This window comes from Actinospineispora eucalypti (assembly GCF_039543365.1).
GTDB classification, from domain to species: Bacteria; Actinomycetota; Actinomycetes; order Mycobacteriales; family Pseudonocardiaceae; genus Pseudonocardia; species Pseudonocardia eucalypti.
Map to the genome: position 1 here is coordinate 73,008 of NZ_BAABJP010000063.1, position 23,789 is coordinate 96,796.

General features: G+C 69.9%; 15 protein-coding genes. 6 read left to right on the plus strand and 9 right to left on the minus strand.

What is annotated here, in order from left to right:
• Positions 1–97 precede the first annotated feature (97 nt).
• From ABEB12_RS39440 to ABEB12_RS39455, 4 genes are all read left to right on the plus strand, one after another.
• On the plus strand, positions 98–859 hold the full coding sequence (locus ABEB12_RS39440) for an aquaporin (protein ID WP_185063186.1): 762 nt from the start codon (positions 98–100) through the stop codon (positions 857–859).
• A gap of 3 nt (positions 860–862) precedes the next feature.
• On the plus strand, positions 863–1,867 hold the full coding sequence (gene dhaK, locus ABEB12_RS39445) for a dihydroxyacetone kinase subunit DhaK (protein WP_185063185.1): 1,005 nt from the start codon (positions 863–865) through the stop codon (positions 1,865–1,867).
• 203 nt (positions 1,868–2,070) lie between these two features.
• Positions 2,071–2,733, plus strand: coding sequence for a response regulator transcription factor (locus ABEB12_RS39450; protein WP_345703537.1), 663 nt, complete (start codon positions 2,071–2,073; stop codon positions 2,731–2,733).
• Between the two features lie 7 nt (positions 2,734–2,740).
• The gene (locus ABEB12_RS39455) at positions 2,741–2,878 is read left to right on the plus strand and encodes a hypothetical protein (protein WP_185063183.1); all 138 of its coding nucleotides are present in this window, start codon (positions 2,741–2,743) and stop codon (positions 2,876–2,878) included.
• Here ABEB12_RS39455 and ABEB12_RS39460 read toward each other — a convergent pair.
• The 5 genes from ABEB12_RS39460 to ABEB12_RS39480 are packed head-to-tail and all read right to left on the minus strand — an operon-like array spanning position 2,875 to position 5,767.
• Positions 2,875–3,012, minus strand: a complete 138-nt coding sequence (locus tag ABEB12_RS39460; RefSeq protein WP_185063182.1) for an SDR family oxidoreductase — start codon at positions 3,010–3,012, stop codon at positions 2,875–2,877. The two genes, ABEB12_RS39455 and ABEB12_RS39460, sit on opposite strands and share 4 nt — an antisense overlap.
• Before the next feature lie 18 nt (positions 3,013–3,030).
• Positions 3,031–4,203 (minus strand): methyltransferase domain-containing protein, encoded by a 1,173-nt coding sequence (locus tag ABEB12_RS39465; RefSeq protein ID WP_185063371.1) that lies wholly within the window; start codon positions 4,201–4,203, stop codon positions 3,031–3,033.
• 2 nt (positions 4,204–4,205) lie between these two features.
• Positions 4,206–5,171 carry an MvdC/MvdD family ATP grasp protein gene (locus tag ABEB12_RS39470; protein ID WP_185063181.1) on the minus strand — a complete coding sequence of 322 codons (966 nt, stop codon included), beginning with the start codon at positions 5,169–5,171 and terminating at the stop codon, positions 4,206–4,208.
• A gap of 7 nt (positions 5,172–5,178) precedes the next feature.
• Positions 5,179–5,502 carry a hypothetical protein gene (locus ABEB12_RS39475; protein WP_185063180.1) on the minus strand — a complete coding sequence of 108 codons (324 nt, stop codon included), beginning with the start codon at positions 5,500–5,502 and terminating at the stop codon, positions 5,179–5,181.
• Positions 5,503–5,527: 25 nt separating this feature from the next.
• Positions 5,528–5,767 carry a hypothetical protein gene (locus ABEB12_RS39480; RefSeq protein WP_185063179.1) on the minus strand — a complete coding sequence of 80 codons (240 nt, stop codon included), beginning with the start codon at positions 5,765–5,767 and terminating at the stop codon, positions 5,528–5,530.
• Positions 5,768–6,348: 581 nt separating this feature from the next.
• Here ABEB12_RS39480 and ABEB12_RS39485 point away from each other — a divergent pair.
• Positions 6,349–7,560, plus strand: coding sequence for a helix-turn-helix domain-containing protein (locus tag ABEB12_RS39485; protein WP_185063178.1), 1,212 nt, complete (start codon positions 6,349–6,351; stop codon positions 7,558–7,560).
• Between the two features lie 312 nt (positions 7,561–7,872).
• Here ABEB12_RS39485 and ABEB12_RS39490 read toward each other — a convergent pair whose 3' ends face one another.
• The 4 genes from ABEB12_RS39490 to ABEB12_RS39505 all read right to left on the minus strand — a co-directional run bounded on the left by ABEB12_RS39490 (position 7,873) and on the right by ABEB12_RS39505 (position 11,609).
• The gene (locus ABEB12_RS39490; RefSeq protein ID WP_185063177.1) at positions 7,873–8,160 is read right to left on the minus strand and encodes a hypothetical protein; all 288 of its coding nucleotides are present in this window, start codon (positions 8,158–8,160) and stop codon (positions 7,873–7,875) included.
• Positions 8,161–8,226: 66 nt separating this feature from the next.
• Complete coding sequence (locus ABEB12_RS39495; RefSeq protein WP_185063176.1) at positions 8,227–8,748, minus strand: sigma-70 family RNA polymerase sigma factor; 522 nt, start codon at positions 8,746–8,748, stop codon at positions 8,227–8,229.
• On the minus strand, positions 8,745–10,223 hold the full coding sequence (locus ABEB12_RS39500) for a sodium:solute symporter (protein ID WP_185063175.1): 1,479 nt from the start codon (positions 10,221–10,223) through the stop codon (positions 8,745–8,747). Before ABEB12_RS39500 ends, ABEB12_RS39495 begins: the two co-directional genes overlap by 4 nt.
• 1,176 nt (positions 10,224–11,399) lie before the next feature.
• Complete coding sequence (locus ABEB12_RS39505) at positions 11,400–11,609, minus strand: hypothetical protein (RefSeq protein ID WP_345703538.1); 210 nt, start codon at positions 11,607–11,609, stop codon at positions 11,400–11,402.
• A gap of 43 nt (positions 11,610–11,652) precedes the next feature.
• On the opposite strand from ABEB12_RS39505, the gene ABEB12_RS39510 reads away from it, so the two are divergent.
• Positions 11,653–23,685, plus strand: a complete 12,033-nt coding sequence (locus ABEB12_RS39510) for a DUF4781 domain-containing protein (RefSeq protein ID WP_345703539.1) — start codon at positions 11,653–11,655, stop codon at positions 23,683–23,685.
• Positions 23,686–23,789: the final 104 nt, after the last annotated feature.

The following is a 23,789-nucleotide window of genomic DNA, read 5'->3' on the forward strand; positions in this document are numbered from 1 at the left end:
CGTACTGTCCGCATTCAGTTCGACATTGTCGAATGCTGTTCGTGAACCGTGGGGGGTTCACGACTACCCAGGTCCAGCAGTGTGGCGGGAGGGTGGCATGGACGAGACGTCATTGGTGCAGCGATTGGCTGCCGAGGTGTTGGGAACGGCGTTCCTGGTGTTCGTTGGGGTCGGTTCGGTGCCGGCGACGTTGATGGTCAACGGTGATGCGCCGTTCACCATGGCGGACCTGGGCATGATCTCCTTCGCGTTCGCGACGGTGGTGGTGGCCACCGTGTACGCGTTGGGGCACATCTCCGGCAACCACATCAACCCGGCGGTCACGCTGGGGTTGGCGGTGACCGGGAAGTTTCCCTGGTCGCGGGTGCCGGCGTACTGGGCGGCGCAGCTGGTCGGGGCGCTGCTCGGCGCCTGGGCAATCCTCGGAGTGCTGGGTTCGAAGGCCAGTGAAGTGGGCCTGGGCGTGGCTTCCTTCGGCACCGGGGTCGGCCCGGGTCAGGCGTTCATCGCCGAGTTCGTCGGCACGTTCATCCTGGTCTTCACAGTGTTCGGGGTGATCGACCGCAAGGCGGCGCCAGGGTTCGCCGGCGTGGCGATCGGCCTCGTGGTGTTCGCCGTGATCATCCCGGTGGCGCCGGCGACCAACGCGGCGATCAACCCGGCGCGCACATTCGGCCCGATGGTGGTCCAGCAGCTGGCCGGTGGCGAGGTCAAGTGGGCGCAGCTGCCGGTCTACCTGGCCGCCGAGCTGCTCGCCGGTGCGCTGGCCGCGCTGGCCTATGTGGCCATCTCCCGTACCCGCGCAGACCGCGTGGCCGCCAGCGCCACGCCGGTCGAACCCGCCCGTGCGGAGGTGTGAGCGATGAAGAAGCTGATCAACGACCCGGCCGACGTGGTGGCCGAGGCGCTGCGCGGCATGGCCGCCGCCCACCCCGCCGAGCTGCGGGTGGACCACGAACACAAGGTGATCTACCGGGCGGGCGGGCCGGTGGCCGGCAAGGTCGGGCTGATCTCCGGCGGCGGGTCCGGACACGAACCCCTGCACGGTGGCTTCGTCGGCGTCGGCATGCTGGACGCGGCCTGCGCGGGCGAGGTGTTCACCTCCCCGGTGCCGGACCAGATGGTGGCCGCCACCAAGGGCGTGGACGGCGGCGCCGGCGTGCTGCACATCGTGAAGAACTACACCGGCGACGTGATGAACTTCGAGATGGCCGCCGAGCTGGCCAACGCGGAGGCCGGCGTCGAGGTGGTCTCGGTGGTGGTGGACGACGACGTCGCAGTGCAGGACAGCCTCTACACCGCCGGCCGCCGAGGCGTCGGCGCCACCGTGCTGGTGGAAAAGATCACCGGCGCGGCGGCGGAACAGGGCCGCCCGCTCGACCAGGTCGCCGACATCGCGCGCAAGGTCAACGCCGGCTCCCGCAGCATGGGCGTCGCGCTGACCTCGTGCACGGTGCCCGCCGCCGGTCGGCCGACCTTCGAGCTGGGCGAGGCCGAGATGGAGGTCGGGGTCGGCATCCACGGCGAACCCGGCCGCCAGCGGGTCCCGCTGGCCGCGGCCAAACAGGTGGCCGAGCGGCTGCTCGAACCGATCCTGGCCGACCTGGACTTCACCGGCGACGGCGGCGTGGTCGCCTTCGTCAACGGCCTGGGCGGCACTCCGTTGCTCGAGCTGTACGTGGTCTACCAGGAGGTGGCCGCGCTGCTGAACAAGGCCGGGGTCGAGGTGGCCCGCAGCCTGGTCGGCCCGTACATCACCAGCCTGGACATGGCCGGCGCCTCGGTCACCCTGCTCCGCGCGGACGACGAACTGCTGCGCCTGTGGGATGCCCCGGTGAACACCCCGGCTCTGCGCTGGGGGCTCTAGAACACGTCCTTTAAACCGAGGCCCTCAACGTCGTGCGGCCGCCCTACCGGGGGGTAGGAGACCAATACTAGGGAGGACGGCGGATCATGACCTTGCTGGCCGCCAGCGAGTCCGAGTTGTCCCCGGAAGCAGCGGGACACATTTCGACCTGGTCGTTCGGGAACCCCACAACGGGTGCCCAGTTTCAACAGCACCAAACCCGCGTGCTGCTCATCGAACACAACGACCAAACCGCGAACGCGGTGGCGGCGGCGCTGGACTCGAGCGGTTACGAATCGCTGCGCTGCCGCACTGCCAGGGCCGCAATGGCCGAGCTCAAAGAGACCGACATTCTGCTGCTGAACCTGGAGCTGCCCGAAGTGGACGGGCTGAGCTTCCTGGCCGAGCTGCGGCTGGCCACGCAGGCGCCCATGCTGGTCTACTCCAGGCGGCAGGACGTCGGTTCGGTGGTCATCGCGCTGCAGTGCGGGGCGGACGACTACATGGTCGAGCCGGTCCGGCCGCTGGAGCTGCTCGCCAGGGTGAAAGCGATCAGCCGCCGGGCCACCGCGGCCGCCCCACCCGAGCAGCTCGTGCAGGTGGGGGACATGGAGGTGCGCCTGGTGGCGCGCACCGTGGCGGTCGGCGGCGAGTACGTCCGGCTGACCCCGAGGGAGTTCGACGTGCTGGCCGTGCTGGCCCGCAACGCCGGCCAGCCGGTGAGCCGCAAGGACATCATGCACGAGGTCTGGGGCCGCTCCAGCCTGGCCATCTCCCGGACCCTCGACGTGCACATGACCGCGCTGCGCACCAAGCTGGGCCGGCCGAACCTGCTGGTCACCGTGCGCGGCTTCGGCTACCGCCTCGGCTCCTCACCGAAGCGGTAGGCGCGCCATGCCGGAGAATTTCTCCTCCACCGCCGAACTGGCCAACCACCTGGCCCGGCAAGGGTTCGGCCCGGCCGAGCCGGACCCGGCACCGACGCTGCCGGAACCAGTGCCGGTCGGCCCGGAGCTGGAACGACTGCCCTAAAGCCCGCCGGCCAGGTCGATGAACGATCCGGTTACGTAGGAAGACCGGGCGGAGAGCAGCCAGAGGATCGCCTCCGCGACCTCTTCCGGTTGCCCACCACAGCGCAGCGGGAGGTTGGGGGCGATCCGGTCCACCCGGTCCGGGTCGCCCCCTCACCGCACCGGCCAGCGCTGATCACTATCGGGGTTATCGAGCCACACCCGTTGTTGGCCCGGGGTGACGGTCAGGCCGAACCGTTCCCACCCGGGCCTATCCCAGTCGTGCCACTGTTGGTCTGCGCGTTCGACTTCGGCCCAGATCTTGGTAGGTCCGGCCTCGCGGACGGCATGCCGGCTGAACGTGGCCACCAGGTCCACCTCGGTCCACGAGCCGTCCTCGGCCGTGAGGCGTACCGAGCGCGGCGCGGTACGGGGGTCTCCGCCGCTGTAGCCAAGCCCGATCCACGGTTGCAGGCGCAACCCGGCCAGGAACCACACCACCAGCCGGGTGAACGGGGTGCGGGGGTCAACCGTGGTGGACCGTTCCACGACCGGGGCGTCATCAGGCAGCGGCGTCCTCGCGGTCTCGGGGTAGGCCTGGTTCGGTTCGTGGCGCAGCCTCATAAACGATCCATAGACCGGATCAAACGACCCCTCGGCGCGATCCGGGGCGGTGCGGATCAGGCGGACCAGGCTGCCCCACTGGCCGCGGATCTTCACGTCCGCGAGGATCACCCCGCCCCGCCGGGTTTGCTCGATCCACGGCCACGGCACGGCCGGCACGGCGGTCGTAGCGATGATCCGATCGAACGGCGCCTCGTCTGGTAGACCGAGCGCCCCGTCACCGGCCACTAAGGTCGGCCGGTAACCGATCTTGGCCAGCCGGTCCCGAGCAAGATCGACCAGCTCAGGCTCAACATCCACCGAGTACACGTTGCCCTGCCCCAACCGGTGACACAGCAACGCCGCGTTATAGCCGGCGCCGGTGCCGATCTCCAGCACCCGGTGCCCATCGCGCACGTCCAACGATTCGAGCATCCGCGTCATCAGGCTGGGCATGGACGAGGACGATTGCACGGTGGTGTGCCCGGCCGCGTTGGTGGCGACCATCGTGACTACAGCCGCGTTCGAGTAGACCAGGTCAAGCCACGCGTCGCGGCCGTCTTCGGTGCTGGTGTCCATCACCGTCCAGCGCCCGCGATCATCGGGCACCCAGCATCGCGGCACCAGTTCATGCCGGGGGACCGCGCGCACCGCCGCTTGCCACTCGGGAGAGGACAGCTTGCCGTCGGCGACCAGCCGCGCACACAACGCCTCAGCGCGGCGCGGCCAGTCCGGCGCGAGCATGGTCACTGCGTGGCTCCCTGGGCGAGTAGGTCGGCCATCGCTGCCGTCATCGGCTCGCCGGTCGCCGCTTCCAAGAATCCGAACTGTGGCCCGCTGTTGGCTTCCAAGAACACCCATTCATCGTCCGGTGTGACCACGAAATCCAGGCCGCTGTAGACGAGATTCGCGCGCTTCATGTACATCGCCACCCCCTGGGCGACCCCATCCGGAACCTCGACGGGCCGGAACGTTAACGCTTCCGGGTCTGAACGCCAGTCAACACGCGCTCGCTCACTCAAGGCGTGAATCGCGACCGGGAACCACGCATCCCCGATCACGGTAAGACGCACCTCGAACGCCTTCGGCACGAAACGTTGCAGCGTCGTCGCCGTCAACGCCACGCTGTTCAGGTTCGCCACGTCGGACCGATCCAGCCGCCGCGTGAACGCCACCCGCGTCTGCCCGTCCACGGTCACCCCTGAGGGACCGAGCGCTTTCGTGATGGTCTCGCCTTCCGAGTGGGCGCCCACGAACCGCGCCGCCGCCTCAGGGTCGTTCGTGATCGCCGTGTCGGCGACACTCAAACCGCACTCGGCGGCCATTCGCCACTGATACGGCTTCCAGATTGCGTCCGCGCAGCGGTTCGGATGGTTCGCCCACAACACGTCCAGCGCGCCGAGTACACCGCCGAGTCCGAGCTTCGCCTCCCGATACGCCAAATCCTGAACCTGAGTTGGCATCTCGTCCCGAAACCTGTACGTCGACGGATTCCGGCACCAAATCGACCGCATCTCTTCGAGCGCCATCGAATGGTGAGAATTCCAGAGCCGGCCCCGCCACCGCCTGTCACACAGCGCGGCATCCACACTCAGGCTGGTCGGAAAAGCTGACAAGTCAGTGCGCAAAACCTGAACGCCACGCCCGGTCAGCTTTCGCACGACCGCGTCTGCGGTCGGATCAAAATCGCGGGCAAGAATCAGCACACCCATCGAACCGTCACACCTCTTCCCATCCCCACGACTCGTTATCCCCGCCGTCGCCGTCGGTGTGCGTCCCCTCGACAGTGGTCCAGTCCTTTTTCATGCGCGGCTCGTCGTTCTCATCATCTTGCGCACTGACCTGCGTGACCGGATCAAACCGGCACTCCGGGACCACACCGGACGGCGCCAGTTGCGACACCCGCAGCGCCAACGGCACCAAACCCGTAGACGACTTTTCGCCGCTGCCAGTCGGGGTCTCGCCGGGCCGATTCAGAACACGCAAACCGACCGACGCCAGCGGTCCGTCAACGCAGCCGTCCATCACGTCGTATTCATTCATTCCGCTTATCCTCCATTCTTGCCAGTTATTTGGCGTTGTGCCGCTCTGTCGCTATCCGTCGTTTCGCCTCGGCCGCCCACTCAAACCAATTACACGGGTCTTTCGGTGAATGGCAGCTCAAACACACATCGCTGTAGCCGCGAACGGAATGAATGGTGAGCACCTTGTCCGCTTCCGCCTCGCCGCGCTCCATCAACAACGCGATCACGCCCTCACCCATCGCACGCAGCTCCTCACCCGGCGACGACACGACCTGATCAGGCATGACCAGCCCACTCCCGCGCGGCACCCGGCAACGGCCACCCCAACACCAGCCGCGCATCCCACGCGCAACGGACATACCCGCACGGCCACGCCTGAGCATCAGGGCAGTGAGAACACACCCCGGCCCGATCGAGGTGCTCGCGCTCCAAGGTGACCAGCTCACTCGGGAACGCGACCAGCAACCTCCCGATCACGTCCACGGCCTTGAAGTCAGAACCGGACAAGACCGGCCGATCCAGGATGCTCGCCAGCTCACCGACGACACTGGACATGCTCACCGCTCGGGCGCGGTCAGCCACGACGGACACCGGGGCATGGCCACGACCACGCACACGCCGAGCACCGGCCATCAGACCGAGGTATGTGCTCGGCGAAGATCGACCGGCCGAAACCCCAAGTAGCGCGTAGCAACGCCAGCCAATCGCCGAGGGTCACCGCGCCGTAGGGCTCATGGGTCGGCCGGCACTTGGCCGGGGGCTGTTGTGGCTGGTCAGCGAGCACCCGACGAAGTTATGGCGACAGGGACAACCAGAGGGACAACAAGGGGACAACGCGAGCCAATGAGGACGTACGCTGGCACATGTGACGGAGACGCATAGTGTCGGTGAGCGGGTGCGCACTGCCCGCAAGATCGTCGGACTCACCCAACTCCAACTGGCAAACCGCGCGCACCTGTCGCTCTCGCTGGTCAAGAAGGTGGAGCAGGGCACCACGCCAGCGAGCCCCGCGTTCATCGCGGCATGCGCCCGTGCTCTCGGGCTCGGCGCGGGCGAGTTGACCAACCAGCCACAACCACTCGCGAACCGCGACGAACACCGTGTGCACTCGGTGATCCCAGCTCTGCGCCGAGAGATCGCCGCTTACCTGCTGCCGCCCGCACCGGGGGTGAACCCGCGACCGGTCGCCGAGCTGGCCAAGGCCGTGGCACATGCCTCAGTCCTACGTCAGTCAGCCAGCCTCGATCAGCTCGGCGCCGAGCTGCCGCCCCTGCTGGACGAGTTGCGCGCCGCCGCGCACCACTACGAAGGCGTCGAACGGGAACGGGTGTACGGGCTGCTGGCCGAGGCATACGCCGCCGCCGGGCAGGTCGCTTACAAACTCGGCTACGCCGACCTGTCGTCCCTGACCACCGAACGGGTTGCGTGGGCGGCACGGCTGTCTGGTGACCAGCTCGCCATGGCGGCGGCCGACTTCTACCGGGCCGGTGAACTGATCGCCACCGCTGAATGGCGCGGCGCCCTGGACTACTTGGACACAGCCCGGAATGCCATCGCTGCCCGGCTGCGCACCCAGGATGAGGCAGCACTGGCGATGCACGGCGTGCTGCACGCGAAATCCGGGCTCGCCGCCGCCCGCGCTGGTGACGCAGACCTGTCTGACGCGCATCTCGCCGAGGCACGGCACGCCGCCCAACACGTCACCCCGGGCAGCGACTACTACCGGCTGGCATTCGACCCCGACTCGGCGAACATCTGGGCCGTGGGCCTGGCCGTCGAACGCCGCGACGGCACCGAGGCCGTCAAGCGCGCTGCGGCTATCAAGGAACCGTTCAGCCCCACCACCCCGCGCGAACGGGTCGGCCACCACTGGATCGACCTAGCCCGGGGGCTACAGCTTCACGGCGACCGCGCCGGCTCCCTGGAAGCACTACATCGAGCGCGCCGCGTGTCACCGCTCCAGACGCGCTACCACCCGCAAGTTCGGGAGACCGTCGCCACGCTGGCCGAGACTGACCGGCGCCGAACGGACAGCCTCTCCGGATTCGCTCGGTGGATCGGCCTGACCGAGCGCTGATCAGGTACTCGGCCGTTCACAGCGATGCGGGGGCCACTTCGTTCGTCGACCCCTACGGCACCGGCCACCGCACGCAGCGCCACCCGCCGAGCTGATGATCTTGCGCTGGACGCTGTCACGAAAGCCGTCACGAAATTCGTAGGGGCTGCCCGCAACCCGCCCGACGCCATGATCCAGATGCGCTGAGCCGCAACTGACACGCGCACGCGTCGCCTCGGCCTACGATCGGCCCGACGCTCGCAGTGGTCTTGCGGGTCCCTCGGCGATGAGTTGGTCAACGGCCTGTGCCATCAGTGAATCGCTCAGGGACATCTAAGGCTGGGTGAGCCCACCGATGGGGCGCTCCGCCGGTTTGGGGTCGGAGAAGATGATGTGCGAGTCGGTGTTGGCGTGGTTCAGCGCCCACAGCGCGACGCCGTCGGCGGTGGTGAAAACCAGGGCGGCGAGGATCGCCAGGATCAGTCGCCGCTTGCGCTCACGGCGCCGCCAAACCGCGCTGACCTTGCCATATGCCGGGGGAGTGGCGCTCACCTGTGCAGCGCGCGCATGCAGCGCCGCCCGTAGTTGTTCCTCGGCGCGATCGGCCTGATCGATCGCCATCCCACGAACCCCCTTTGCTCGTACGCGTCCCACTGTACGTTCCCACACCGCCGACCGGGATCACTGTCACCCAGGTCTCGGACTCGCCTCTTCCTTCAGTACCTCGGTCAGCGCGGCCATGCCGCGAGAGGTGTGCGACTTCACCGCGCCCGCCGAGATACCCATCGCCGCCGCGATCTCCGACTCCTTCAGGTCCAGCCAGTAGCGCAGCACCAGGGCTTCCCGCTGCCGGGACGGCAGTTGCTTGAGCGCTTCGAGCACCGCCTGCTGCTCCTCGTGCAGCCCGCCGCGGTCGCGCACGATCTCCGTGGTCGGGTCGGCGCCCTCCCTGGCCAGGTGCCGGCGGGCGACCTGCAGGTGGCGCAGCCGCATCCGGGTCAGGTTGCACACCACGGACCGCACGTAGGCCACCGCCGACGTCTCGTCGCGCAGCCGCCGCCAGCGCCGAAACAGCTGGTAGAACGCCTCGGCCACGATGTCCTCCGGGTCGTCCGCGCCGAGCAGCGCGGACAGCCGGACCAACGGGGTGTGGTGCTCGGCGAACAGCGCGGCGATCGCCCGTTCCCGCTCGTGCTCGGGGTCGCTCACGGCATGCCCACCGACGACCGGCGCAGCACGAAGGTCACCCCCGTCGCTACCAGCAGGTTGAGCAGCAAGGCGACGAGCGCGGCGTACAACTTGATCGACCAACCCACCTCCACGACGGAGGAAAACCCACCCGACACTACGAACAGTGTGCCTGCCACCATGCCCACCGCCCAACCGGCGAACACACCGATCCGATGGAACCAGCCGAAGAAGGCGCCGATGGCCACTGCCGGGAAGGTCTGCAGGATCCACACCCCGCCGAGCAGTTGCAGGTTGATCGCGTCCTGGTCGCGCAGCCCGAACACGAAGGCCAGCGCGCCGGCCTTGGCCAGCAGGGACACCAGCTGCGCCGTCTTCAGCTCGTGCTTCGGGGTGGCGGTGGGGAAGAAGTACTCCACGTACACATTGCGGGTGAAGAGGGTAGCCACGGCCACCGACATTATTGCCGCCGGAACCAGCGCCCCCACCGCGAGCGCCCCGTAGACCGCGCCGGCCAGCGCGCTGGGCAGCATCCGGGCGACCAGCAGCGGGACGGACGACTCGGCGCTGCCCGGCGGGGCCAGCACGCCGGCGGCGAGCGCGGCGATGCCCAGGAAGCCGAACAGCCCGAGCAGCACGGTCCACGCGGGCAGCGCGATCGCGGCCCGGCGCAACGTGTTCTCCCCGTTCGCGGAGAAGGCGGCGGTCAGCACGTGCGGGTACATCGGCTGGGCCAGCGCCGAGCCGAGCGCCAGGCTGGCGAACACCGTGTACGTGGACGGGTCGAGCAGCAGCCTGGTCTCCGGCCGGGCGTCCAGCGGGTGCGCGGCCCGCTCGAAGATCGCGCCGGGGCCACCGAGCTGGTAGAGCACCACCACGGTCACCCCGAGGCCCGCGCCGAACACCAGCGGGCCTTTGAACAAGGAGATCACCGTCGGGGCGCGCAGGCCGCGGCGGAAGGTGGCCACCGCGAGGATGGCGAACACCCCGATCAGGATGAGGTCCCCGCCGAAACCGCTGGGGTAGACCATCGACGCGGACAGCACCGCGCGGATGCCCAGCAACTGCAGCGCGATGTAGGGCATCGTGGCGAGGATCCCGGTGAGCGCCACGGCCAGCGCCAGCCCGGGGGAGTTGTAGCGCTCGCGCACGTAGTCCGCGACCGTCACGTGCCCGCCGTCCGCCGCGATCCGCCACAGCCGGGGCAGCAGCAGGAACAGCACCGGGCAGAGCATGATCGTGTACGGCAGCGCGAAAAAGCCCAGCGCGCCGGCGCCGTAGGCGAGTCCGGGCACCGCGGCGAAGGTGTAGGCGGTGAAGATCGAGCCGCCGAGCAGGAACCAGGTGATGAAGCCGCCGAAGTCGCGCCCGGCCACCGCCCAGCCGTCCATCGAGGGAAGCTCCCGGCTCGGCCGCAGCCAACGCGCGGAAAGCGCAATGAGCGAGGTACCCCCGAGCACGGCCGCGAACGCGGTCAACGCCACCCGATCGACCACGTCCGTTCGCCCGTCTCGTAGCTGGCTGTCGCCCGGAGGGTACGGGCCCGGGACCCCGATGTCCACGCGATCCGCCGGTAGAGGAGTAAGTCCAAACCTGGCTGTCACTTGCTGGGCGACGCCGGTTGTAAAGATCGGCTGGGACGGCGCGGCTGGGGCATCTGCTGCGGTTCGGCGCGGCCCATCGCGTTGAACCCGGCCGACGGCCGAGCTAGTCACTCTCTGTAGCAGTTCGAGGGCGCGGGCTCCGTGCCGGGTCCGGGGCGAGGATGGTCAACTCAACATGGGAGACGTTCTGGTGGGTGGAACGTCTCCCATGTTGAGTTGACCATGAGCGCCCGCCGGCCCATTCCACCGCGCCGACCACGCCCGCTACACAACGCGACACTCAGCGTGCTCGGCGACCAGACCGCCCGCTCCATGCGACCGGCCGTACCCAACCGCGGCAAACGACCCAGCCGCGCCGTCCCAGCCGATCTTTACAACCGGCACCGCGCACCACCGGCGGCCGACTTCGGACTCGTCCGGGCGTTCGACGATCCCGAATCCCGCCCGACGCGATGGCCGGCGCCGGTCGGCATGGCCACCGCGCGGCACGTGGCCATGGCCGCGCACCAACGGCCGGGGCCAAGTGTCGTGGCCACGTCCGCGCCGGTCGGACACGGCGCCCGGTGGCCACTCATCGGGGCACTCGGTGGCCGGTCCCGTCCAGGTGGCCACGCATTGTGAGCGGGTCACGTCTCGAGGCACGGAAACCAGCGGACTCCGGGTGTGACCCTTTTTACGTTAGGTAAATCAACGGCGATAGTGTCATATTTCGGGCAGATATCGGCCCGATAATCGAATCCTGTGAATCGCCGAGAAGGGTGTCAGCCACCTGACGGCCGACCCACCGCGATCATGCGTCAAGAAGATCTAAGACCATGGCTGAATCGGCTCCGAAAGCTGAGAATCACTGGACATCGCGTTGACTCTTTATGTACCTTCAGAACGCGCAACCGATCGACTTGGCGCCTGAGGGGGCTCCGAGGATGCGCTTCCGCGTGACGTGACCGTGGCGGTGTCGATCGGTAGCCAGGTCCAGCGCCTGCTTGTGTGGGCCAGGACGGATCGACTTGCGTAGCTTCGTGCCGTAAGGATGTTCCGCTGCGGGTGATTCCTGCGGTTTGGTTCCGATCACTCCAGTGACCTCGCGCGATGCGACCAGAACCAGCTCTGCTTCCTGAGGAGTGCCGCTTCGATGGCTTCCCCGTCCGCACCCGGCCGGCGGCGCGCGTGCGCCGTGCGGTCGTCGGTGGCGCGCGGGTTGCTGTCGGTGCTGGCGTCGCTGTCGTTCGGGAAGCTCTTGCTCGGCGCCGCGATGCTGTGGATGGCCGCGACGTTCATCTCGGTTCAGTTCGGCAGCGATTCAACGGCGCCGAATGGCGCGGTGGAATTGACCGCCTACGAGCAGGATTCCGACGCGGTGGCCGACGATTCCGACTGGTCCATCTCATTCAGCGGCGGCGTCCACAAGCCGGCTCCGGTGCACCAGCTGGATGGCCGCGTGGCCACGATGGCCACACCGGCACGGTCAATGGCCGAATTGCGCGCCCGGTATCAACCGGTGGACATGCCCGAGTGGCCATTGATGAGTGGCCATGTGGCCACGCACGGCCGCCAGCAGGCGGTGGCCACGCCGCATCCGGCCACGGACGGTGACCACTCCCGGTCGGCCCGCTCGTTCGTCGCACCAGTGTTGGATTCGGCCGCCAACCTACTCGGCAAGATCGTCGATCACGCGCGTTCGAGCGCCCCCGGCAGCTCGGCCGCCAAGCCGGGGCGGGCCACCAGCACGGCGGTCCACAACGCCGCGCGAGTCCAGCGCACCGTGACCGCCTCGGCCGGGGAGAGCGTCCCCGCCGCTTCGGTGACCAAGTCCTTCGCCGCCCTCTTGGAACGCCTCGCGCAGGGCATCGCCGGCGCCGGTTCGACCGCCGCACCCGGTAGCGCCACCGCACCGGCTCCGAGCGCGGCGAAATCCGAGCCGCCGACGTACGAAAGCACCGACTTGTGGACGCGGCAGCAGCAAGCTGGTTCGAACGGCACGGTGAAGGCGCCGGCGGCCGAGCAGGTCGACCAGATGATGGGCGGCATGGTCGACCTCGTCTCCGGAATCATCGGCCGAGTCGCCGGCACCCAGGCCGGGGCACACACCCACGCCGCACTGACCGAACTGACCGGCCAGGTGTCCCAAGCCCTCGCGGTCAGCAACACACTCAACAACCACCACGGCGGCGCCGGCACCGGCTCGAGCGATCTCCAACTCGCCATGCCCGAGCGCACCCCCCAGCACATCTCGCACACCGGGTCCGGTCTCGCACCCGAGAGCGACGAGCAGCCGATCGTGTGCCTCGCGCTGGGCTGCACCGAGCAGGACCCGAGCTTGATCGGTCACCACCCCGGTGTCGGCGGCCGCCGCGGCCCCCCAACCGCACAGCGCCCTCGTTTCCCGCACGACAGTCCCTCCGAGAACGACCCGGCCTCCTGGTCGAGCCACCACAGCTCCCGGACCGGCAGCACCATCGACAACTTCATCACCGGGATCCTCGGGTTCGTCCAGAACCTGATCGGCAGCCTCCCCCAGGGTGGTGGCGCCCAGGACCAGCAGGGGCAGCAGACCTCCCAGCAGCAGAACCTCAGCCAGGCCATCGGGCAGCTGACCAACAGCTTCGTCTCCGAGTTGCTGCAACTGCTCGGAGCGGGCGGCAACCAGGGTGGGTCGAGGGACCCGGGTCCGTTCTCCGATGACATGGACTACTGGGAGGGCCTGTATTACGACGCGTTCATGGCCGAGGCCAAGGCCGCCGGCCAACAACAGCAGGCCCAGCAGCCGATGAGCGTGGACGAGGCGTTGGGGAACTTCACCGACACCGCCTCGGGCCTGGTGTCCCAGGTCGCCGGCGATGATGCCGGGCAGCAGACCGGGCAGGCCCTCAACGGAATGTTCGAACAACTACTGGGCAGCGGTTCGGGGGGCACCGGTAATGGGGGCGGCGCCAACCACACCGCCCAGACCAACCGGAACGGCCGGAACGTGCGGCGGGCTGGTTCGGCCGACGAGCTGGATGGTTTGGACGAGGTGTTGTCGCGGTTCGTGGATGGCGCGTCCGGGGTGGTATCGAAGATCGCCGGCGGGCAGGCCGGACGACGGACCGAGCAGGCTCTCGACGAACTGCGCGAGCAACTGACCGACAACCTGCGGGGTCGGCGGCCGGTGCAGGCCGGGCACAACTCGGTCGGGAAGACCCGCGGCGGTCAGGATCGGCACGGGTCGATCGGTGACTCGATCAGCGGGTTCCTGTCCGACCTGTTTGATCAGCTCGGTCTCGGCGGTGGTCAGGGCCGGGGCCAGTCCAGCTCCCTGAGCCAGCAGCAGGGTTCGGGGCGGGGTGGGTTGGCCGAGCAGATCACCGAGTTGACCAACGACTTCGTCACCGATCTGCTCAAGACCCTGGGTGCCTCCGCCGGCGGCAACAACGGCTCCGGCAACAACGGGGGCTCCGGCGGCAGCGGGTCAGGGACTCGGCCCGCGACGTTGGCTGACTTCGCGCAGATCCTGGGTGGGGTCACCGACGTCGTGTCCGGCCTGGTCGGTCAGGTCGCCGGGCAGCGGGCCGGTGACCAAGCCCGGCAGCTGCTGACCGCCGCCGCCCAAGACGTGCTCGCCGCACTCGCCGCTTCCGGCCGCTACGGCCAAGGCAGCGATGCCGGACAAGCCGGCCAGAACGGCAGCCAGGACGGGCAGGACAACAGCTGGGCACTCAACAACGGCGGCCAGTTCGCTGGCACCAACTGCGAAGGCGACGTCGAATGCGCCCTGGCCAACGACAACCTGCAGACCCGCCAACCCAACTCGCTGTCCAACCGCGGCCCACCACAACTGCTGAACGACCCCGACCAACTGAACTGGTGGGACACCGAGCAGACCACCGCCCAGGCCCTCAACGACCGGCTCGCCGTGATCAACGGCCAGAAGTCGTTGGCCGCCGCGAAGACCCAGCTCGGCCAGAAGAAGATCACCCAGGCCGACTACGACAAGCGGGTCGCTGCCCAGAAGGCGTTGCAGACCACCGCCGACCGGTTCGCCGCCCAGCTCGACCCCTACAGCTCGCAGCTCCTCGACGATGTGGTCACCGGCCAGCAGGGCCTCACCACCGCGAAGGCCAAGCTCGCCGCCGCGAAGACCCAGCTCGGCCAAGGCAAGATCACCCAAGCCGCGTATGACAAGCAGTCCGCCGCCTACAACGACCAGCGCGACACCGTCTATGCACAAACCGCCGAACTCCGCGCCGCGGCCGGCTACGACCGGTCCCTCCGAGCCAACCCCGGCCACGACGGCGCCGGCGCCGCCTGCGCCAACACCGGAGCCTTCGCCCAATGCTCCGCCGCCGCGACCGACCCCACCACCGGCCAGGTCAAACGCGACCAGAGCCTCTGCCTCGTCGGCATCTCCGGCTGCGACACCACCGTCACCGCCGGCGACCGCACCGTCCACGCAGCCTGCAACCCCACCGACGGCTGCGCCACCGTCGCCAAGGCCGGCGCGATCACCGCCCAGACCACCTGCGGCATCGGCGAGTGCAACACCGACAGCTCGGCCGACTCGACCGGCGCGGACACGTTCTGCCAGGCGAGGGCCGCCTGCTCGCAGAACGCGAAGATGCCCAGCGGCAGGTCACCCGGCATCTCCCGGGCCAGCGGCACCTGCTCCGGTGACTGTGCCCTCCACGGGTTCGCCGGGGCGACCGAGGCCGGCTCGGACTGCCAGTCCCGCCACGGCGTCTGCGACACCACCTCCACCGGCAGCCGCGCAGGCGACAACACCGAGGAAAAGCAGAACGGTGCCGCGTCCAGCGTCGCGCACTGCCGGGTGAGCACGGTCGGCTGCGACACGTCCACCATGGTCCGGGTCGCGGTGGACGAGGCCATCGGCCGCTACGATTGGTTCGCCGTTCGGCCGGATGTGCCGACCCCGAGCCCGGCCGCCGAGGCCAAGGCCAACTGCGCGGACGGCGCGACCGGCTGCCGGGGCAACGCCAAGACCACCGTCAACGGCAGGACCGAGCACACCAGGACGACCCCGGCACAGCCCGCGGTGGCCGCCGCCGGTGGCGTCCCGGCCCGCCCGGCCAGCCCGGCGAAGACCACCACCGACGTCCAGGCGAACACCGGCGGCGCCGAGTGCAAGATCAACGGCGGTGACTGCGCCGCCTCCGCCGGCGGCGACCAGGGCGCCCTCGCCGCCAGCGACCTCACCTGCAAGCAGAGCAAGGGCTGTGGCGGTGCCGCCAACACCGGCACCAAGGCGACCGTCACCGCCGGCGGGACCAAGGCCACCCGCGCCACCTCGGCCACCAACCGGTGCACCGCGAACGCCACCGACGGCGAGTGCGCCATCGACGCCTCCTCCGAGACGACGGCCGGTGACGACCCGACCGCGAACAGCGCGCTGGACACCGTGCTGCACTGCACCTCGGCCGACTGCACGGGCTCCTCGCGGGGTGCCACGTCGGGCGCCGCGACCGGTGACGTCACCGGTGGCCGGGACAGCGCCGACGTCACCCGGTGCGCGGCGCACGGCCCGGGCGCGGACTGCGGTTCGGTCGGCTCGACCGAGGTGGGGTACCGCGAGAACGGCCCGGTCAGCGTGAGCCACGCCGACTCGCAGATCCGCTGCACCAACGACGGCGACACGAAGTGCGGCGGCAACTCCTACGCCGAGACCAGTGCGCTGGACACCGCCGTCTCGGCGCACCGGCGCGGCGCGTCCACCACCGGCGACTGCACCGTGACGCACGGCGGCTGCCTCGGCCAGGCCAGCTCGGACGCGTCCACCATGGCCGACTACCTGCAGACTGACCCGAAGACCGGTAAGCCGGTCGGACCCACCACCGGGCCGTCCGCCACCTCCCGGGGGTCGGCGAGCCTGGACTGCCGCTCCACCGACTGCGAGGGCACCGCGCACACCACCTCCGCCTCCTGGGACGGCGCGGTGGACGGCGGCAAGCCTCGCACCTCCGAGGGTTCGGTCGGCTGTGTGAAGGGTGCCGCCACCTGCCAGGTGCAGACCCTGTCCACCGCCTTCACCGGCCCCGGCGCCACGCTGGCCTACTCCGGCGACGGCGCCAACGCGGCGCGCCTCGGCACTGGGCCTTCGGCCGCCTCGACCACCGGCGGCAAGCTCACCTGCCAGACCGACTGCGGCGGCAAGGTCACGCTGACCGTGCTGGCCACCAACTCCGGCGTCTCCGCCGCGCCGCGCGGCAACCGGGCCGAGGGCTCCTGCACCGGCGCCACCGGCGGCACCTGCACCGCCGTGGTGAACGGCGCCGCCTCGTCCGGCCCGGACGCCAACTCGATCAAGCCGATGGTGACCGACCAGCCCACCAGCAACGCCACCGTCACCAACGAGCCGGTCGGCGCGGCCCCTCGGAACGCCACGGACCAGCCGAAGCAGGCCCCGGCCGGCCAGGGTGGCCAGCAGCCCAACCAGCCGGCCACCGCCCCCGGCTCCACCGCCAGCACCGGCGGCCCGACCGTGCCCGGCGCTTCCAGCTGGGCCTCCGCCTGGGCGCAGCTGAACTGCGCCGCGAACACCGGATGCAAGGGCCGCCCGGTCAGCTCGGCCACCGGCCTCACCGGGGACAACCGGCAGGGCGGCGAAGGCACCCGCGGCCCACCGGGCGCGGCGGCCACCGGCGCAACCACCGGCGGCTGCGACACCACCGGCCCGAACAGCTCAGCTTGCCAGGCCACCGCCACCTCGACCGCCGCATCCGGTCAGGTCGTGGCCGACGTCTTCACCGAACAGAACGGGGAAATCGCCACCCAGGCCCAGCAGGCCGCCGAGAAGGCGAAGCAGACCACCGCGACCGCCGCGCAGCGCAAGGCCGCCGAGCAGGCCGCGAAGACCGCCGCCGAGTCACGGAAGGCCGCGGACGCCGCCACGCGGGTCGCGAAGAAGCCCGTCACCAACGCCCCGGACGCCTGGTCCGAGTCGGCCACCGTGACGCAGTGCGCCGGCCCCGGCTGTGTCGCCTCGGCCACCGGCACCACCTCAGGACTGCCCGGCGCCTCCACCTCCGACGCGAAGTGCACTGCGGGCGAGCACGGCTGCATGGTCACCGCCGCCGCGAGCACCGCCCTGGTGGCCGGCAAGCAACCCACGGCCGAGGGCCAGACCAGCGCCTCGGTGATCTGCCCGGAGGGCGGCTGCCCGGACGCCTCGAGCCGGACCAAGGTCACCGCGACCGGCAAGGTCACCGCCGGCTCGTCCGCCACCTGCGCGGCCGGCCAGCCCTGCCAGGGCGAGACCACCGGCGTCACCGGCAAGGACACCGCGCAGGCCGGCGCGACCTGCGTCGGCACCGGCTGCCGCATCCGCACCGACGGCCACGCCGAGATCGACATCCCGGGTTCGCGCAGCTGGTCGGTCTCGCACGGCGAATGCATCGGTGGCAAGGACGGTCGGTGCGCCGGGCAGAGCACGGTCGCGGTGAGCAGGGAAGCGGGCGCGCAGTCGTCGGCGGCCTGTGCCGCGTCGCCCGGTTCGAAGTGCGGCGACACCTTCGCCACGGCCAGCTCGCGGGCCAAGAACTCCACCGCCGACGCGGACGCGGACGGCTCCAGCACGAGGAAGGGCGGCGAGGCCATCACGGTGACCGCTCAGGCGTTCGCCGTGCCGCACCAGGCCACCGCCGGCGCCGGCTGTATCGGCTCGCCCAACTGCGCCTACCACGCCCGCGCGAAGACCACCGACCACCTGGACGTGAAGGCCACCTACGACACTCCGGGCGGCTACTTCGACGCTGTCGGCCAGGCGGAGTGCCGGGGCGGCGCGAAGAACGGCACCGGCTGCGGGGTGAACGCGATCGCGGTCGCGGGCAGCCGGGGCAGCGGCGAGTGCACCGGCCAGTACGCCACCTGCGACCACCGCGGCGGCAACCACTTCACCAAGACCGCGCCGTCCGGGGCCGAAATCGAGGCGATGCGGGCGAAGCAGGTGGCGCTGCGGGCGGCGAAGGACAAGGCCAGCGTTCCAGCCGATATCCGGGCCCGCGAGGCGGCGAACCGGAAGAAAGTGGCCAAGGTCGCCCGCGACCTGCTGCTGGTGGACGACGCGGCCAAGAACGAGAACCGCGACGTGTGGGCCAAGATGCGGGACCGCGCGCAGAAGGAGCTCACCGAGACCGAGGCCGAGGCCAAGCAGATCGCCAAGGACAAGGCGGCCGCGCTCGGGCAGAACAAGAAGCAGGGCGAGCGGGCCGCGCAAGGCGGTGCGGCCGACTTCATGGACGAGGTCACCAAGAACCTGGATCCCAAGGGCGATTTGGTCCGCGGCTACGTGATCGAGAACCCCAACAAGAACCAGTCGCTCAAGGACCTGAACGCGGCGATCAAGCACGCGCGGGACTACAAGCAGGTGATGACGGTGGACGCGCCCAACGCGGCCACCGACGTCGGCCAGCTCCAGGCCCTCCCTGGCAACAGGAAGGAGGCGGACGCGAAGGTCGCCGCAGCCAACGCGAACGTACAGAAAGGCGCGGACCGGGCCCGCGACATCGCCTACCAGAACGCGCTGCGGCACGGCATGACCAAGGCGCAGTCTGACCTGGCCGGCCGGAGCGGCGCGGTCGACTTCTACGACGCGGTGGCCGGGAACGTGGACAAGAAGCAGGTACCCGGTCCGACCGAGGAGGGCACGTGCCAGGGCGCCGACAGGGTACTCGACTGCCCGAAAAAGGGCCCACCGGTCCCGACGGACAGCTACCAGGACGTCCCCCGGCCCGACTTCATCCCGAACGACCCGAAGAACCTGCCGGCGCTGGCCGAGGTGAACACCTCGATCGACAACCAGCGGGAGCTGGACCGGCTCGAGCAGCGGATCCCGGGCCTGAAGACCGACGTGATCGACAACACCCGCCTCTACTTCCCGCCGTACCAGCGCAGCAAGCAGGAGCAGGACACCGCGCTGCAGAACGCGCGCAACGAGCTGGCCGGCCCGCTGAAGGAGATGGCCGACTTCGGCGAGCGCGACGCCCGCCGCCGGGGCCTCACGAACCCGGACGACATCAAGGCCGCCGGCACCAACGCCCAGGAGAAGTACCTGGACGACTTCGCCGCCCAGGTCACCGCCGACGACAACATCCCGGGGTTCCTGCTGGACCGGATCACCAGCGACCCGCTGACCCCCGACTTCGACAAGAAGTACAAGCCGGCGCTGGACGCCGCCCGCGACGGCCTCACCTCGGACGAGGCGGCCAAGTACGGGCCCGCCCTGAAGCAGCTAAAGCAGCACCAGCTGGAGGCGGCGGATGATCCGTTGAGCCGGCTGGCCAAGCACCTCTGGCTGCAACCGCAGCTGTCCGACAAGGCCAAGCAGCAGGCGGTGTCCGACCCGGCCGTGGTCGAGGAACTGCTGCACGTCGACCTGAAGGGCAAGGCGCCGACCCCGAAGCAGCTCGAGGACGCCGCGAACGCGCTGACCAAGCGGCAGACCGACAACCTCGAGGCCGAGCAGGACCTGGCCGGCATCCAGTCCTACATCGACGACCTGAACGACCGGATGACCGAGCACAACGCGGCGGTCAACGAGTTCAAGCAGCACGGCGGCAGCGCGGCGGAGGCGGCAGAGCTCCGCGCGGAAGGGGACGAGCTCAAGATCGACAAGTCCCGGCTGGACACCAGCCTGACCAGCGCGCAGGACCTGGCGCACCAGACCGGTCAGTCGCTGCGCAACCTGGACGTGGTGATAGTGGACGCCAGCGGCAACCACCGGCTGGCCGGTCAGCTGCGCAACCAGGTCAAGGACCTGGACATGCTGCGCGACGCGGTGAAGAAGTTGCCCAAGGACCCGAAGACAGACGACCAGAAGTCGGTCAGCGCGGTCACCTCCCAGCTCTACGACCTGGCCGGGCTGCGGTACGGCTCGGTGCGGGACACCGCGCGCGGTGACGACCGGTTCCCCGGGCTGAGCTACGTGATGCTGCCCTCCACGGACCGCCCGGACGTCGCCGGCCTGCAGCAGTACACCGCGCACGTGCCCGGCTGGGACGAGGCACGGCGCGATCCACAGGTCAAGGAAATGCTCGACTCGATGGGCAAGTCCGACCTGGACAACCTGATCATGAGCACCCCGGCCGACCGGTGGCTCAACCAGTCGTTCGGCCCGAACACGCTCAAGGCGGACCAGCGGGCCGCGCTCCCCGGGGACCTGCGGGAGGCGGTCGACGACATCGACCCCGAGCACAAGGGGACGGTCGACCGGCTGCCGATGTGGTGCGCCCGGTGCGACGGCGAGACCGACGGGTTCATCGACATCTACCGGGTCCGAACCGAGGACGGTCAGACCCACTACGTCGACCTGTCCGGCGGCACCTACGACGACTTCCAGGACTACCTGGACAACAACGAGCTGGATCCCAACGGCAAGTTGATCGTCACCAACGAGCTGGCCAACGGCGGCGATCCCTCGAAGCTGACCACGGTGGACGCGCACAACACATCGACCATCGAGTGGATCGGCGACAAGATCGTCGCCCCGGCCATGCTGCTCGGCGGCATCGCGCTGACCGCCACCGGTGCCGGCTCGACCCTCGGCGTGGCCATGATCGGCGGGTCGTTGGCCTACGGCGCATCCAGGGTCATCCTCCAGGGCGTCACCCGTGTGATGCACAACCAGAGCATCAACCCGTTCACCAACTCCACCGCCCGGGGACTCTGGCTCTCCCTGGGGGCGAACGTGCTCGGCGCCCTCTCCGGCGGGCTGGCCAGCCGCGCGCTCAGCGAGATGCTGGTGGCACCATCGGTCGCCCCGATCGTGGGCCGCACGATGGCCGAGACCCGGGTACTGGTCTCGGCGCGGAACGCCGAGATCCTGGCCGCCAGGGGACAGCCTGCGGTGATCCTGCAGGGCGCGGCCATCGGCGCCGGCGCGGTATCCATCGCCGAGCAGCTGGCCAAGCTGCCCCAACTGCCCTCCGAACGGCGGACCGAGGCGATCAGCGAGCTCGGCGCCGACCTGGTGCTCAACGCGGCCCCGATCGCGTTCTCGCACCTCGCCCCGACCGTCCACCTCCAGCCGATGCAACCCGGCCGGCAGGCCGCCGGCTGTGACAACAGCTGCGTGATCCGGGCCAAGACGCTGGCCCGGCAGACCGACCCGACCAAGCCGGTCACCATTCCCGCGCCCAGCACCCGGGAGCGCGACACCGATTCGGCCCAGGAGGACATCGAGAACGAGTTCGACGGCCACACCGAGCTGACCGACGCCGCCGGTCTGAACCAGCGGACGGCCGGCGCCAAGCCCGGCGACAAGTTCTTCGTCTGGACCCGCAACCGCATCGGCCACGTGATCTTCGCCCGCCGCACCGCCACCGGGATGGAGTACCTCGACGGGGACCAGGTGCTGGACACCGCGCCGGACAGCACCGTGGCGGTCACCGTCGCCGGGTCGGGCCGGCGAACCGATCCCGGCCTGAAGCTGTCCGACCATCTCGGCGCCGAGGTCGGCACCCGGGAGCAGGGACGGTTCACCTACGTGCGGTCGCTGGACTGGTGGGCGATCATGCCGGAGGCGGAAAAGCTCCGGTACCTGGCGGAGAACGAGGGCCGGGGGCCCGAACTCAGTCCGGGCCGCCGCCGGGTTTCCGAGGTGCTCGACGAGGCCGGCAACCGGTTCGTGGTGTACAGCGGTGGCGAGGAGGAGGCCCTGGTCCGGGCCGTGCACGGCGCGCGGTTCTACCGGGTCGCCGGGATCCCCGTGGTGGACGCCTGGCTGTCCCGCAACACCGAACCGATCGTGGACCCGGAAACCGGCGAGACGATCGTCGAGGCCGGCCAAACCGTGCACATCAGCAAGTACCTGGAGAACAGCCGGCCGCTGGAATCCGGCGAGTACACCTCCGGCCCGCTGCGCGAGCAGATACGGAAACGGTTCGGCCTGGCTTTCATGCTGAACGACGAGGACGGCATGGACGACAACCTGCGGCGCACCGAGGACGGCATCGCCGTCCAGGTAGACATGGACAAGATCCTCACCAGCGCCGCCGACGACCCGGAGAGCACCTTCGCCCAGCTGCGCAACGTGCCGGTGTTCCGCGGCCTCACCGACGACGAGATCGCAGACCAGTTCGCCGACGCGCTGAGGATGCGCGACGAGCTCACGGAGACCATCCCCGAGGGGCATCTGCGCGATCGGCTCACCCGCCGGATGGACTGGGCGGCCGAGTGGGTCGGGCGGCACAACGACCCGCCGGCCCCCGACGACGGGTGGCCGGTCGAGGACGGCGGATACGAACTCGTCGACGGCGACGCGCTGGCCCTCGACGCGGGGGACCTGTACGGCGGGGACCTGCCGCTCGGCCCGGACCGCCGGTGCGCCTGCGAGGCGGACGCCCGCGCCGAGTCGGCGCACCCGGAGGCCGTCAACCCGGACGAGGTCCCGGTGCCGTTCGCCTCCGAGCAGGTGACCGACGCGGTTCAGCCCTACTTCGAGGGCAAGTACAACGCCCACACCGAGCTGACCGGCCCCGGTGACCTGGACCGGCGGATGGCCGGCACCCTGGTCGGCACCCGGGTGTTCGCCTGGCTAGCCAACCCGGACGGCACCGGCCACGTGATCCTCGGCGTCCGCCGTTCGGGGGGCACGGAGTACTACGACGGCCACGACGTGCTCACCCGGGCACCGGAGAACACCGTGGCGATCACCGTGCACGACTCCGGCATGGCCGCCGGGCCGAGGCTGTCCGAGCACATCGGCGAGTACGTCGGCGCCGGCGAGCCGTCCCCCCGTACCCCGCTGGACGCCTGGCACACGCCGAGGCTGCGCGAGATCGCCACGCTGCCCCCGGACCAGGCCCAGCGCGCGGCGCTGTACTTCCAGAGCATGAACGGCCTGCCGACGCCGGTGGACGCACAGACCGCGGCGATGCTGCGCGCCCACGGCTACCTGCCGCTGTACCGGGGCATCCGGGGGGAGGACGCCGCCGCCAACGCCCATGACTTCCTCACCGGCGACGCCCCGTTCATCGGATACGCCCGCGACTTCCGGGGCACCGGACACAACTTCAGCACCGACGGGGGCATGACCGAGTCCCTCTACGTCAGGGGCAAGGGCGGGCGCGGCCGGGACGGCGCGCTGATCCGCGCCTTCCTCCGGCCGGACGCGGTGGTGCTCGACGACCTCACCGCCGGGACCCTGCAGGGGCGCGACATCGCAACGGCCCGGGCAAACGGCGAGCCCGCGCTGGCCCGGGCGATGGAGGACCTGGGTGTGTGGGCCGCGATCCGCGGCGTAGACGCGATCCGCCCGAGCGGCTACGGTGCCGACCACGTCCTGGTGATCAACCGCGGAGCCCTGGTGGTCGCGGCCGACGCCGCGCCGGGTGGGTTCCTGTCCAGATTCCGGGGCCGCCGGTGAAGCGCGAGAAAAAAAATTCAGTATCCGGGTAAACCGAGTGGCGGTGTGGCGCAACTCTCTGCAGAACGCCGGCGTTCGCGGCCGGCTCGTCGATCAGAGAGGAC